Below are 12431 nucleotides of genomic sequence, written 5' to 3'. Positions count from 1 at the left end.
ACAAAACGGGCAAGTAAATTACGGCTTCAGGACAGCGCCGGCCCGTTTGATGGTCCGGATCACCGGCGCGGTCTCCAGGTGCCCGACCCCCTCCAGCGTGCCGACCCGCTCGGTCAGATAGCGGTAGAGGTCCTGGTCGTCCCGGCAGACCAGGGCGGCCATGAGGTTGGTCGCGCCGGTGGTCGCGGCGGCGAACGAGACCTCTTCGTGGCGTGCGAGCGCCGCGCCCGTTGCGGCCAGATCGGCGGCCCGTACGGACATCCACAACCGCGCCTCGACCTTGAACCCCAGGCTCTCGGGCAGGATGTCGATGTCGTAGTACAGCGCGCCCGAGGCCTCCAGCCGGTCCATGCGCCGCCGTACGGTCGACTCCGACCAGCCGGTGACGGCGGCGAGCTCCGCGTGGCCGGTCCGGCCGTCCACGGACAGGGCGTCCAGCAGGGCCTGGTCGCCGTCGTCGAGGACCACCGGCTCGCCGTCGTGGACCGGAGGGCCGGGCCGCAGCCGCTCGATCTGACCGGCCGACAGCGCCGTCACGCCCGGCCAGCTCGCCGGGCCGCCCATGAAGAGATGCAGCAGCGAGTGTGCGGAGACGGACACCACCCGGCCCGTACGGGGCAGGTGCTGCAGCAGCAGCGCGTCGCGTTCCTCGCCGGTGCGCGACCGCGTGCCACAGGCGATCTCGGTGCCGCCGGACAGCAGGTGCACCCAGAAGGTGTCGGGTCGCCGGGCGAGCGCGGCGGCGATCGCGCCGGTGGCGTCCGGCGCGCACTGCAGCCGGATCGCCCACGAGGTGTACCCCATCCGCATCCCGTCGACGGCGCCGATCACCCGCAGCACTCCGGCCGAGCGCATGCGGCGGTAGCGGCGCGCGACGGTCTGGTCCGACACGCCCAGCACGGCCGCGATCCGCCCGAACGGCGCGCGCCCGTCGACCTGGAGGGCGTGGACGAGACACCGGTCGAGGTCGTCAAGCGTGATGGATTCCACCACTGCACGCTATCCCATGTCGGAATCATCCGTTTATAGCGCGATGGCTGTGCCAGATCGCCGCCGACCGCGATCGTCGGAACCCCGACGGAGGAAGGAAAGTTCGATGCGCAAATGGTGGCCCCTCGTGGCGGTCTGCCTGGGGGCGTTCATGCTGCTCGTGGACGTCACCATCGTGACGGTCGCGCTGCCCGGCATGGCCCGGAGTCTGCGGACCTCGTTCGCCGGCCTGCAGTGGGTGCTGGACATCTACGCGCTGTCCCTGGCGGCGCTGCTGCTCGGAGCGGGCGCGCTGGGCGACCTGTTCGGACGGCGGAGGGTGTACGTCGCCGGCCTGGTGCTCTTCGCCGCCGCCTCGCTCGCCTGCGGTCTCGCGCCGAACGCCGGCGTCCTGATCGCCGCGCGCGGGGTCCAGGGCGTCGGCGGAGCGGCGATGTTCACCACCACGCTGGCCCTGATCAACAGCACCTACCACGGCAAGGACCGCGGCGTCGCGTTCGGCGTCTGGGGCGCGGTCAACGGCGTCGCGGCGGCGGGCGGGCCGGTCATCGGCGGCCTGCTCACCGAGCACGTGAGCTGGCGGGCGATCTTCCTGGTCAACCTACCGGTGACCGCGGTCGCGGTCGCGCTGACGCTGGCCTGCGTCACGACCTCGCGGCCGGCCGGGGGCACCCGGCCGGACGTGGCCGGGACCTGCGCGTTCACGGTCTGCGCGGGCGCGCTGACGTACGGCCTGATCCGGGCCGGCGACGACGGCTTCGGGGCGGCGGTCCCGCTCGGCATGTTCGCGCTCGCGGCCGTCGCGCTCGTCGTCTTCGTCCTCGTCGAGCGGCGCGTCCGGCAGCCGCTGCTGGACCTGGGATTGTTCCGCAGCGCGTCGTTCACCGCGCTCATGCTCGGAGGCATGCTGCTCATGGCCTCGGCGTTCGCCTGCCTGGCGTTCACCTCGGTGTGGCTGCAGACCGTGCTGGGCCTGGGCCCGGTCGACGCCGGCCTGGCGGTCCTGCCGCTGGCCGCGACCTCGTTCGTGGCCTCGGCCGCGAGCGCGCGGCTCTCGCACCGCGTCTCACCACGGCTGACGATCGGGATCGGGCTACTGCTGATCGGCATCGGATCGGGCCTGCAGGGCGTGCTCGACGCGGGTTCGACCTGGACCGCGATCATGCCCGGCCTCGTGGTCGGCGGCGTGGGCGTGGGCATCTCCATCCCGAACCTGGCGTCGGCGTCGATGGCGGCGGCGCCGCACGAACGCGGAGGCATGGCCGGCGGGGCGCTCAACACGTTCCGCCAGCTCGGCTACGCGCTCGGCATCGCGGTCCTCGGCGTGGTCCTGCGCGCCCGCATCGAGCACGTGCTGACCGGCCACGTGCCCGACCCGCACGCCCTGGCCGGCGCGGCGAGCGGCGGGCGCGCGCCGCACCTGCCGATCGTCCGGTCCGCGGTCGCCTCGGGCCTGAACGCGGTCTACGCGGTGTCGGCGTGCCTCGGCATCGTCGGCGGGATCCTCGTCCTGGCCCTGGTCCGGCGGCCGCGCGAGACCGCACGGCCGCTGCCCGAGCAGGAGACCGTCGCCGCCTGAGGTCTCAGGACTGGAGGTCGATGACGACCTTGACCTCTTCCTCGCCCTGCTCGAAGGCCTCGTGGGCCCGTTCCAGCGGCAGCCGGCGCGTGACCAGACCGGCCAGCCAGGAGTGGTCCGCGAGGCCGAGGGCTCGTACGGCCTGGTCGTAATGGCTGCGGTTGGCGTTGACCGTCCCGAAGACGACGTCGTTCTGCAGCACGATCTCCCGGTTGATCGCCCCGGCGTCGATCTCGAGGGGGCGGCCCGTCGGGGACACGCCGGTCAGGCAGACCACACCCGCGGCGGCGTTGTTGGCCATCGCGTCGAGGACGAGCCGGGGCACGCCGGTGGCCTCGATGACGATGTCCGGCTCGGCCTTCGCGGCCACCTCGGGGATCGAGGCGGTGTGGTACGTCGCGCCGAGCGCGGCCACGAGCTCGGGCTTGGGGCCGCTCGTGACCCGGTCCAGGACGTGCACGTCGAGGCCGCGCTGCACGCCGAGCAGCGCGGCCAGCAGCCCGATCGGGCCCGCGCCGGCGATGAGCACGCAGCGCGGCTCGAACCAGGCGCGCTTGCCGATGCGCTCGATGTGGTCCCACGCCTTGGCGACGACCGTGGTCGGCTCCAGGAGCATGCCGACGTCTTCCATGGACGGGTCGAGCCGTACGGCGTAGTCGGCCTCGACCGTCCAGAGCTGCGAGCCGTACCCGTGGATCTCCTTGATGCCGTGCTCGGTGTAGCGGCCGTTGCGGCACATGTCGAACTCCCCGTGCGCGCACGCGCCGCACGGCACCGGGTCGGGCCGCCGTACGATGCCGACGACCAGGTCGCCGGGGCTGAATCCGCTGCCCGGCGGCGCCTCGCGTACGCGGCCGAGTGACTCGTGGCCGAGGATCAGCCGTTCCGCCCCCGGCGGCGCCCAGCCGTAGTGGCCCGAGGCGATCTCCCGGTCGGTGCCGCACACCCCCAGGGCGAGGCCCTCGACGAGGAGTTCGCCCTCCCCGGCCACCGGGTCGGCGAACTCCGACACCTCGAGCGAACCCGCGTTCAGCGGCAGCACTGTCAGCGCGCGCATGATCATCCCCCTCCGCCGGAATCTTCCCGGACCGTTCGCAACGTAGCGTCAAAGGACTGCCATGACGCCGCTCTTGGGACATTCGTGACGTGGGGGTTCTCACCGCCAGATCCTCAGGCGCGGGCCGGCTCGGGCTCGTCGGCCGCCTCCGGATGCGCCTGGGCGGCTCCCGTGTGCCGCAGCAGCGTCGCCACGACGACCGCCACCACGACCAGGAGAACCGCGCTGATCACGGCGGCCGCCTGCATGCCGCTCATGAAGGCCGCGCGGGCCGAGTCGAGCAGCGGCGCGCCGAGCCGGGCGGGCACCCGGCCGGCCACGGCCACCGCGCCGGCGAGAGAGTCGCGGGCCTCACCGGCGGGGACGCCGCCCGGCACGACGATCCTGTCGCGGTACACCGCGGTCCCGGCGCTGCCCAGCGCGGCGATGCCGAGCGCGAAGCCGAACTCGCCGCTGGTCTCGTTCAGCGCCCCCGCCGAGCTCGCCCGCGCCTTCGGGGCGGACCCCACCACCAGGTCGGTGCCCAGGGTGACCATGGGGCCGGCGCCGAGGTTGGTGACCGCGAAGCCCGTCATCACCGCGGCCAGGCCGGAGACCGGGCCGGCCTGGGCGATGAGGAGAAGGCCCCCGACAGAGACGATCATGCCGCCGCCGATGAGGTACGCGGGCCGGACCCAGCGGGTCAGGTGCGGCGAGGCGAGGAAGCTGACCAGCGACCCGCCCATTCCCGGCAGCATGCACAGGCCCGAGCGCAGCGGCGACAGGCCGTGCACGAGCTGGAAGTACTGCGCGATGAACATCATGATCGCGCCCATCAGCATGGTGCCGAACATCATGCTGCCCAGCGCGGCGCTGAACTCCCGGCGGGCGAACAGTCGCAGGTCCAGCAAGGGATCGGCGAGCCGGCGCTGCCTCCGTACGAAGATCCGGCCGAACACCGCGCCGGCCACGACCGCCGCGAGCGGCAGCGGCGCCCAGCCGCCGCGGGCCAGCTCCTTCAGGCCGTACACGACCGGCAGGATCGCAGCCAGGGACAGCGCCACGCTGGGCAGGTCGATCCGGCCGGCCGCGGCGTCGCGGTACTCCGGCAGCAGGACCGGGCCGACCGCGAGCAGCAGCACCATCGCCGGGACGCCGAGCAGGAACACCGAACCCCACCAGAAGTGGTTCAGCATCACCCCGGCGACCAGCGGGCCGAGCGCCGCGCCGCCCATGAAGCAGGCCATCCACACGCCGATCGCCGTCGCCCGCTGGCGCGGGACGGTGAACATGTTGCTGATCAGGCCCAGCGTCGAGGGCGCCAGCGTCGCCCCGGCGATCCCCAGCAGCGCGCGGGCGGCGATCAGCATCGGGGCGCTCGTGGAGTACGCGGCGAGGACCGATGCGGCGCCGAACCCGGCCGCGCCGATCAGCAGCAGCCTCCGCCGCCCGATCCGGTCGCCGAGGGTGCCCATGGTGATGAGGAAACCGGCCACCATGAAGCCGTAGACGTCCATGATCCAAAGCTGCTCGGTGCTCGACGCGTCCAGGTCGGTGCTGAGGCGCGGCAGCGCGAGCAGCAGCACGAACACGTCGATCGACACGAGCAGCGTGGGCAGGGCCAGCACCGCCAGCCCGACCCACTCACGCCTTCCGGCTCTCGTCTCCATCACGGGACTCCTCTCGCCGGCGCCCCGGGTGGGCGCTCTCACCGGAGAGTCGGAGCCCGGACGGGGTTCTCGACACGCCTCAGCGGACGGGGTGGCCGGCCTGCCGCAGGGAGTCCTTGACCTCGGAGATCTTCAGCTCGCCGAAGTGGAAGACGCTCGCGGCGAGCACGGCGTCCGCGCCCGCCTCGATCGCGGGCGCGAAGTGGGCGATCACACCCGCTCCACCGCTGGCGATCACCGGCACGCTCACGACCGCGCGTACGGCCCGGAGCATCTCCAGGTCGAAGCCGTTCTTCGTGCCGTCGGCGTCCATCGAGTTGAGCAGGATCTCGCCGACGCCGAGCTCCTCGCCGCGCCGCGCCCACTCGACGGCGTCGATGCCGGTGCCGCGCCGGCCGCCGTGCGTGGTGACCTCGAAGCCGTCGCCGGTGCGGCGGGCGTCCACGGACAGCACGATGCACTGGGAGCCGAACCGGTGCGCGGCCTCGCGCAGGAACGCCGGCCGGGCGATCGCGGCGGTGTTGACCGACACCTTGTCCGCGCCGGCCCGCAGCAGCCGGTCCACGTCGTCGACCGACCGGATGCCGCCGCCGACCGTCAGGGGGATGAACACCTGCTCGGCGGTACGGCGGACGACGTCGTAGGTGGTCGAGCGCTCGCCGCTGGAGGCGGTGATGTCGAGGAAGGTCAGCTCGTCGGCGCCCTCGGCGTCATAGCGCCGGGCCAGCTCGACCGGGTCGCCGGCGTCGCGGAGGTTCTCGAAGTTGACGCCCTTGACGACCCGTCCCGCGTCCACGTCGAGGCAGGGGATCACGCGTACGGCGACGGTCATGCGACCTCCCCGCGCGCCGCGTAGGCGTCCACCTCGATCTCGACCAGCATCCGGTCGTCGATGAGACCTGAGACCTCGACCATCGTCGCGGCCGGGCGCACGTCCTTGAAGAACTCCGCGTGCGCGCGCCCCACGGCCTCACTGTCGGCGATGTCCCTGACGTACATGCGGGTGCGGACGACGTCGGCGGCCGAGGCGCCCGCCTCCCCCAGCGCCGTCACGGCGACCTCCAGGGCCGTACGGGCCTGGTTGTAGGCGTCGCCCGCGTGCCGTACCTCGCCGTCGACGGTCGCCGTACAGCCCGCGACGAGCACCCACGGGCCCGCCACGACCGCGCGGGAGTAGCCGACGACGTCCTCCCACGGCCCTCCGGAGGAGATCCTGCGGATCATGTGGCGACCGCCGCGAGGGCCTCTTCGAGCGTGAACGCGCCCGCGTACAGGGCCTTGCCGACGATCGCTCCCTCCACCCCGTGACCCGTCAGGCCGGCCAGGGCGCGCAGGTCGTCCAGCGACGAGACCCCGCCGGAGGCGACCACGGGCCGGTCCGTACGGCCGCAGACCTCGCGGAGCAGGTCGGTGTTGGGGCCGCGGAGCGTGCCGTCCTTGGTGACGTCGGTGACGACGTAGCGGGGGCAGCCGTCGGCCTCCAGGCGGTCGAGGACCTCCCACAGGTCGCCGCCCTCGCGGGTCCAGCCGCGGGCGGCGAGCGTCGTCCCGCGCACGTCCAGGCCGACCGCGATCCGGTCGCCGTGCTCGGCGATGATCTTGCGGCACCACTCGGGGTTCTCCAGGGCGGCGGTGCCGATGTTGACGCGCGCGCAGCCGGTGGCGAGCGCCGCGGCGAGCGAGTCGTCGTCGCGGATGCCGCCGGACAGCTCCACCTTCACGTCCAGCTTGCCGGTCACCCCGGCGAGCAGCGCGTGGTTGGACCCGCGGCCGAACGCGGCGTCCAGGTCGACCAGGTGGATCCACTCCGCGCCCGCGCTCTGCCAGGCCAGCGCGGCGTCGAGCGGCTCGCCGTAGGAGGTCTCGGTGCCGGCCTCCCCCTGCACGAGACGCACCGCCTGGCCGTCGGCGACGTCGACGGCGGGCAACAGGACAAGGGACATATCTACGACCTCCGGTCGAAGGCGAGCGTGATGAAGACCGGGACCAGGAACGCCGACAGCACCAGCACGGCGATCCGTCCGGTCCAGGACGGGAAGTACATCCAGGCCAGCACCTGGACCAGCAGGAACGCCACCGCGACGATGGCGTTCTGCTCACGGCGCTTGCGCGCGAGGAGCCCGCCGGGCCGCCCGGAACGGCGCGGCACGAACCGGGTCACCCGGGCGACCCGCGTCCTGCGGCGCGCGGCGCGCGCGTCGCGGCGGGCGCTCTCGGCCGCCGCGCGCTCGCGGGCGGCCTCACGTTCGGCCCTCCGCCGCTGGCGTTCCTTGCTCATGAAAGCGTCGACAGCCAGTTCTTCAGAACCTCGGCCCCGGCGTCGCCGGACTTCTCCGGGTGGAACTGCGTGGCGCAGAGCGAGCCGTTCTCCACCGCCGCCACGAAACGCTCGCCGTGCTCGGCCCACGTCACCAGCGGCGCCGTGAACCGGCCCGGCCCCAGCTCCCAGGAGCGCGCGGCGTAGGAGTGCACGAAGTAGAAGCGCGTCTCGGCGGGCAGGCCGGCGAACAGCACCGACTCGGCCGGCGCCTCGACGGTGTTCCAGCCCATGTGCGGCAGGATCGGGGCGTTCAGCCGCTCGACCGCGCCGGGCCACTCCGCGCAGCCGTCGGTGGTGATGCCGTGCTCGACGCCCTTCTCGAACAGGATCTGCATGCCGACGCAGATGCCGAGCACCGGGCGGCCGCCCGAGAGCCGGCGGCCGACGATCTGGTGGCCGCGGACCTCGCGCAGGCCGTTCATGCAGGCGGCGAACGCGCCGACGCCCGGCACGACCAGGCCGTCGGCCTCCACCGCCGTGTCGAAGTCGGCGGTGACGGTGACGTCCGCGCCGAGGCGGGCGATCGCGCGCTCGGCGGACCGGAGGTTTCCCGAGCCGTAGTCGAGCACCACGATCCGCGTCACAGCGCGCCCTTGGTGGAGGGGATCCCCTGCGCGCGGGGGTCGTGCTCGCACGCGTCGCGCAGGGCGCGGGCGAGGGCCTTGAACTGGGCCTCGACGATGTGGTGGGCGTTGCGGCCGTACGGCACGTGGACGTGCAGGCAGATCGCGGCGTTGAAGACGAACGCCTCGAAGATGTGCCGGGTCATGGTCGTGTCGTAGTCCGGGCCGATCATGGGCGCGATGCCCTCCGGCTCGCTGTGCACGAGGTAGGGGCGGCCGGACAGGTCGACGGTGACCTGCGCGAGCGTCTCGTCCAGCGGCACGCTGGCGTTGGCGAACCGCCGGACGCCGGACTTGTCGCCCAGCGCCTCCCGGAACGCCTGGCCGAGGGCGATCGCGGTGTCCTCGATCGTGTGGTGGCTGTCGATGTGCAGGTCGCCGGTGGTCTTGACGGTGAGGTCGAAGGAGCCGTGCTTGCCGAGCTGGGTCAGCATGTGGTCGAAGAACCCGACGCCGGTGGCGACGTCGACCTGACCGGTGCCGTCCAGCCCGACCTCGACGAAGACCGAGGTCTCCTTCGTGCCGCGCTCGACGCGCCCGGTGCGCTTACCCGTCTCGCCTCCGGCAAGACCGCTCATTTACTGGCCTCCAGGGCGGCACGGAAGGCCGCCATCTCGTCAGGGGTGCCCACGCTCACGCGCAGCCACTCGGGCGGGCCGACCTCGCGGATCAGCACGCCGCGATCAAGAATGCCCTGCCAGACCCGGCGCCGGTCGGCGAACCGGCCGAACAGGACGAAGTTGGCGTCGGAGTCGGCCACCGTGTGGCCCTCTCCGCGCAGCCACCCGACCAGGGCGTCACGCTCGGCGCGCAGGGTCTCGACCGCGCTCAGGAGCTCGTCCTGGTGGGCGAGCGCCGTGCGCGCCACCGCCTGGGTGACCGCCGACAGGTGGTACGGCAGGCGGACCAGCAGCAGCGCGTCGATCACGGCCGGGTCGGCGGCGAGGTAGCCGACACGCGTGCCGGCCATCGCGAACGCCTTGCTCATGGTCCGGGTGACGATCAGCCGGGGGTTACCGGGCAGCAGCGACAGCGCGCTCGGCGTGCCCTCGCGGCGGAACTCCGCGTACGCCTCGTCGACCACGACCATGCCCGGCGCGACCTTCAGGACCGCCTCGATCGCCTCCAGCGGCAGCGACGTGCCGGTGGGGTTGTTCGGCGAGGTCAGGAAGACGATGTCGGGCCGGTGCTCCTCGATCGCGGCGACCGCGCGGCCGGCCTCCAGGCCGAAGTCCGCGTCGCGGTGCGCGTCGATCCAGCGCGTGCCGCTGACCTCGGTGATGATCGGATGCATCGAGTAGGACGGCTCGAAGCCGATCGCCGTACGGCCCGGCCCGCCGAACGCCTGCAGGATCTGCTGGATGATCTCGTTGGAGCCGTTCGCCGCCCAGACCTGGGCCGCGGTTACGCCGTGCCCGAGGTAGTCGGCGAGGTCCTTGCGCAGCTCCACGGCGTCGCGGTCGGGATAGCGGTTGAGGTCGCCCGCGATGTCCGCGACGGCCCGCCCCAGGGCCGCGACGAGGCGCGGCGAGGGCGGGTAGGGGTTCTCGTTGGTGTTGAGCCGGACCGGCACGTCGAGCTGCGGCGCGCCGTACGGCTCACGGCCGCGCAGGTCGTCGCGCAGCGGAAGGTCGCTGAGCGAGGTGGTCTCGTCGGTCACTCCGGTATCCCCCAGTCATACCTCGCCTTGAGCGCGGCGCCGTGCGCGGGCAGGTCTTCGGCCTCGGCGAGCGTGACGACGCGCCGGGTCGCCTCGGCCAGCGCCGCCTCGTTGTAGTCGATCACGTGGATGCCGCGCAGGAACGTCTGCACGGACAGGCCGCCGGAGTGGCAGGCGCAGCCGCCGGTCGGCAGCACGTGGTTGGAGCCGGCGAGGTAGTCGCCGAGCGAGACCGGCGCGTGCGCGCCGACGAAGATCGCGCCGGCGTTGCGGACCCGGGCCGCGACGGCGGCGGCGCCGGCCGTGTGGATCTCCAGGTGCTCGGCGGCGTAGGCGTCCACGACCCGCAGGCCCGCGTCCACGTCGTCGACGAGCACGATGCCGGACTGGCGGCCGGCGAGGGCCTCGGTGATGCGCTCGGTGTGCTTGGTGCGGCCCACCTGCTCGGCGAGCTCGCGCTCGACCGCGTCGGCCAGCTCGGGCGCGTCCGTGACCAGCACCGACGCGGCGAGCGTGTCGTGCTCGGCCTGGCTGATCAGGTCGGCGGCGACGTAGACCGGGTCGGCAGTGGCGTCGGCGAGGATGGCGATCTCGGTCGGCCCGGCCTCGGAATCGATGCCGATCACGCCCTTGAGCAGGCGTTTCGCCGCGGCGACGTAGATGTTGCCGGGGCCGGTGACCAGGTTGGCCGGGCGGCACTCCTCGGTGCCGTAGGCGAACATCGCGATCGCCTGCGCGCCGCCGGCGGCGTAGACCTCGTCCACGCCGAGCAGCGCGCACGCCGCGAGGATGACCGGGTGCGGCAGCCCGCCGAACTCCCGCTGCGCCGGCGAGGTGACCGCCAGCGACTCGACGCCCGCCTCCTGCGCGGGCACGACGTTCATGACCACGCTGGAGGGGTAGACGGCCTGGCCGCCCGGGACGTACAGCCCGACCCGCTCGACCGGCACGAACCGCTCGGTGACCGTGCCGCCGGGCACGACCTCGGTGGTCAGGTCCGTACGGCGCTGGTCGCGGTGGACGAGGCGCGCGCGGCGCACGCACTCCTCGAGGGCGTCGCGGACGCCGGGGGCGAGGTCCTCCAGGGCCTGCCGGATCGCCTCGGCCGGCACCCGCGCGGACGCCAGGGCGACGCCGTCGAAGCGCTCGTTGTATTCGCGTACCGCCGCGGCTCCGCGATGTCGCACGTCGTCGCAGATCGGCCGCACCTTCTCCAGGGCGGCCTCGACGTCGAGCTCGGCTCGCGGCAGCACGGTGCGCAGGTCGTCCGGAAGGGACCCGCGCAGGTCGATACGGGAAATCACCTGATCAGTCTACGGAGAGTGCTCGGCGGCCCGGGCCCGCGTCTCGATTCTTGAGACACCGATGACGGACGATCGGCGTCCCCGCGAGGTCAGGACGGCCCGGCGCGGAGTGTGCCCTCGATCACCGTGACGGCGGCCCCCGTGAGGATGACCCGGTCGCCCCGTACCTCGATGTCCACGTCTCCCCCGCGCGCGGACGCCTGGTGGGCGCGCATCCGGCTACGGCCGAGGCGTTCGCCCCAGAACGGGGCCAGCATGCAGTGCGCCGACCCGGTCACCGGGTCCTCGGGGACCCCGGAGCGGGGCGCGAAGAACCGCGAGACGAAGTCGTGGCCGCCGCCCGCGGCGGTGACGCAGACGCCACGAGCGTCGATGGCGGCCAGCGCGGACAGGTCCGGGGCCAGGGACCGTACGGTCGCGGCGTCCTCGACCACGGCGAGCACGTCGGTCTGCACGTTGCGCCCGGTCCAGGTGGGCACGGTGCCGAGCGCCTCGGCCAGGCCCTCGGGCGGGTCGGCCTCGTCCGGCGGGCAGGCGGGGAAGTCCATCGCGAGCCGGCCGCCGTCGCGGCGTACGGTCAGGACGCCGCTGCGCAGGGTCCGGAAGCGGATCGGCCGGTCCTCCGGCACCGCCCCGGTCTCGTACAGCACGTGGGCCGCGCCGAGTGTGGCGTGCCCGCACAGGGCCACCTCGACCGCCGGCGTGAACCAGCGGAGCTCGTAGTCCGCGTCCGGATCATCGTCGACCGGGCGGGGGAAGGCGGTCTCGGACAGGTTCATCTCCATCGCGACCCGCTGCATCCAGGAGGGCTCGGCGGGCCCGGTCAGGAGACAGACCGCGGCGGGGTTTCCGGCGAACGGGCGATCGGTGAAGGCGTCGACGACATGGATCCGCATGCCTCACCCTAGAACGCCGGAATCAGCCGCCGTGGGCGAAGGTGTCGACGCCCGGCTGCTCGGTGCCGGGGACCGGGACGTCCGCGGCGAAGACGCCCCAGCGCCGGGGCCGGCCGACGAGCCAGCCGAGGATGAATCCGACGCACAGACTCGCGAGGATCAAGAAGACGACGTTCATTGTGGGCCTCCCGCGGGAGTGACGGCGGTGGCCCCTTTCCGGGGCGGCCGCCGCGCCGCGCGCCGACTGCCGCGCGGATGGTCCGACGCTAACCCCGGGGAATCGGCGTCTGTGTGCTGGTTGACGCGATCTAGTCCAAGGTGACTACGGTCACACCACCTGGCCACGCGGACCT

14 protein-coding genes are annotated in these 12431 nt (G+C 73.2%); 1 reads left to right on the top strand and 13 read right to left on the bottom strand.

Translation table 11 applies throughout. The annotated features are described in order from the left end of the window. Nucleotides 1-18: 18 nt before the first annotated feature. Nucleotides 19-990, bottom strand: coding sequence for an Lrp/AsnC family transcriptional regulator (locus QWU11_RS00265; RefSeq protein ID WP_290102884.1), 972 nt, complete (start codon nucleotides 988-990; stop codon nucleotides 19-21). Between the two features lie 106 nt (nucleotides 991-1096). Between QWU11_RS00265 and QWU11_RS00260 the strand changes: the two genes are divergently transcribed. After that, nucleotides 1097-2569, top strand: coding sequence for an MFS transporter (locus tag QWU11_RS00260; protein WP_290102883.1), 1473 nt, complete (start codon nucleotides 1097-1099; stop codon nucleotides 2567-2569). 4 nt (nucleotides 2570-2573) lie between these two features. On the opposite strand, the gene QWU11_RS00255 is transcribed toward QWU11_RS00260, so the two are convergent. The 12 genes from QWU11_RS00255 to QWU11_RS00200 all read right to left on the bottom strand — a co-directional run bounded on the left by QWU11_RS00255 (nucleotide 2574) and on the right by QWU11_RS00200 (nucleotide 12256). After that, nucleotides 2574-3626, bottom strand: a complete 1053-nt coding sequence (locus tag QWU11_RS00255; protein ID WP_290102882.1) for a glucose 1-dehydrogenase — start codon at nucleotides 3624-3626, stop codon at nucleotides 2574-2576. Between the two features lie 113 nt (nucleotides 3627-3739). Continuing rightward, nucleotides 3740-5275: an MFS transporter gene (locus QWU11_RS00250; protein WP_290102881.1), complete on the bottom strand. Its 1536-nt coding sequence runs from the start codon at nucleotides 5273-5275 to the stop codon at nucleotides 3740-3742. Nucleotides 5276-5354: 79 nt separating this feature from the next. Next, on the bottom strand, nucleotides 5355-6107 hold the full coding sequence (gene hisF, locus QWU11_RS00245; protein ID WP_290102880.1) for an imidazole glycerol phosphate synthase subunit HisF: 753 nt from the start codon (nucleotides 6105-6107) through the stop codon (nucleotides 5355-5357). Next, nucleotides 6104-6499 carry a RidA family protein gene (locus QWU11_RS00240; RefSeq protein ID WP_290102879.1) on the bottom strand — a complete coding sequence of 132 codons (396 nt, stop codon included), beginning with the start codon at nucleotides 6497-6499 and terminating at the stop codon, nucleotides 6104-6106. The genes hisF and QWU11_RS00240 overlap by 4 nt, the downstream gene beginning before the upstream one ends. Further along, on the bottom strand, nucleotides 6496-7218 hold the full coding sequence (gene priA / locus QWU11_RS00235) for a bifunctional 1-(5-phosphoribosyl)-5-((5-phosphoribosylamino)methylideneamino)imidazole-4-carboxamide isomerase/phosphoribosylanthranilate isomerase PriA (RefSeq protein ID WP_290102878.1): 723 nt from the start codon (nucleotides 7216-7218) through the stop codon (nucleotides 6496-6498). Before priA ends, QWU11_RS00240 begins: the two co-directional genes overlap by 4 nt. Before the next feature lie 2 nt (nucleotides 7219-7220). Next, nucleotides 7221-7553 carry a hypothetical protein gene (locus QWU11_RS00230; RefSeq protein WP_290102877.1) on the bottom strand — a complete coding sequence of 111 codons (333 nt, stop codon included), beginning with the start codon at nucleotides 7551-7553 and terminating at the stop codon, nucleotides 7221-7223. Further along, the gene (gene hisH, locus QWU11_RS00225; RefSeq protein WP_290102875.1) at nucleotides 7550-8179 is read right to left on the bottom strand and encodes an imidazole glycerol phosphate synthase subunit HisH; all 630 of its coding nucleotides are present in this window, start codon (nucleotides 8177-8179) and stop codon (nucleotides 7550-7552) included. The genes QWU11_RS00230 and hisH overlap by 4 nt, the downstream gene beginning before the upstream one ends. After that, nucleotides 8176-8796: an imidazoleglycerol-phosphate dehydratase HisB gene (hisB, locus tag QWU11_RS00220; RefSeq protein WP_290102874.1), complete on the bottom strand. Its 621-nt coding sequence runs from the start codon at nucleotides 8794-8796 to the stop codon at nucleotides 8176-8178. Before hisB ends, hisH begins: the two co-directional genes overlap by 4 nt. Continuing rightward, the gene (locus QWU11_RS00215) at nucleotides 8793-9878 is read right to left on the bottom strand and encodes a histidinol-phosphate transaminase (protein ID WP_290102873.1); all 1086 of its coding nucleotides are present in this window, start codon (nucleotides 9876-9878) and stop codon (nucleotides 8793-8795) included. Before QWU11_RS00215 ends, hisB begins: the two co-directional genes overlap by 4 nt. Next, entirely contained in the window at nucleotides 9875-11182 is a 1308-nt protein-coding gene (gene hisD, locus QWU11_RS00210) for a histidinol dehydrogenase (RefSeq protein ID WP_290102872.1), read from the bottom strand. The genes QWU11_RS00215 and hisD overlap by 4 nt, the downstream gene beginning before the upstream one ends. 89 nt (nucleotides 11183-11271) lie before the next feature. Further along, nucleotides 11272-12078: a PhzF family phenazine biosynthesis protein gene (locus tag QWU11_RS00205; protein WP_290102871.1), complete on the bottom strand. Its 807-nt coding sequence runs from the start codon at nucleotides 12076-12078 to the stop codon at nucleotides 11272-11274. A gap of 22 nt (nucleotides 12079-12100) precedes the next feature. Beyond that, complete coding sequence (locus QWU11_RS00200; protein ID WP_290102870.1) at nucleotides 12101-12256, bottom strand: LapA family protein; 156 nt, start codon at nucleotides 12254-12256, stop codon at nucleotides 12101-12103. Nucleotides 12257-12431: the final 175 nt, after the last annotated feature.

Origin of the sequence: Actinomadura sp. DC4 (assembly GCF_030406325.1) — a bacterium.
Classification (GTDB): domain Bacteria; phylum Actinomycetota; class Actinomycetes; order Streptosporangiales; family Streptosporangiaceae; genus Actinoallomurus.
This window is presented reverse-complemented; position numbering and strand designations above follow the sequence as displayed.

Coding starts and splice junctions, on each gene's coding strand:
- priA (WP_290102878.1), bottom strand. CDS start 7,218: ATGTCCCTTGTCCTGTTGCCCGCCGTCGACGTCGCCGACGGCCAGGCG.
- QWU11_RS00200 (WP_290102870.1), bottom strand. CDS start 12,256: ATGAACGTCGTCTTCTTGATCCTCGCGAGTCTGTGCGTCGGATTCATC.
- hisF (WP_290102880.1), bottom strand. CDS start 6,107: ATGACCGTCGCCGTACGCGTGATCCCCTGCCTCGACGTGGACGCGGGA.
- QWU11_RS00230 (WP_290102877.1), bottom strand. CDS start 7,553: ATGAGCAAGGAACGCCAGCGGCGGAGGGCCGAACGTGAGGCCGCCCGC.
- QWU11_RS00240 (WP_290102879.1), bottom strand. CDS start 6,499: ATGATCCGCAGGATCTCCTCCGGAGGGCCGTGGGAGGACGTCGTCGGC.
- QWU11_RS00205 (WP_290102871.1), bottom strand. CDS start 12,078: ATGCGGATCCATGTCGTCGACGCCTTCACCGATCGCCCGTTCGCCGGA.
- QWU11_RS00255 (WP_290102882.1), bottom strand. CDS start 3,626: ATGCGCGCGCTGACAGTGCTGCCGCTGAACGCGGGTTCGCTCGAGGTG.
- QWU11_RS00260 (WP_290102883.1), top strand. CDS start 1,097: ATGCGCAAATGGTGGCCCCTCGTGGCGGTCTGCCTGGGGGCGTTCATG.
- hisB (WP_290102874.1), bottom strand. CDS start 8,796: ATGAGCGGTCTTGCCGGAGGCGAGACGGGTAAGCGCACCGGGCGCGTC.
- QWU11_RS00250 (WP_290102881.1), bottom strand. CDS start 5,275: ATGGAGACGAGAGCCGGAAGGCGTGAGTGGGTCGGGCTGGCGGTGCTG.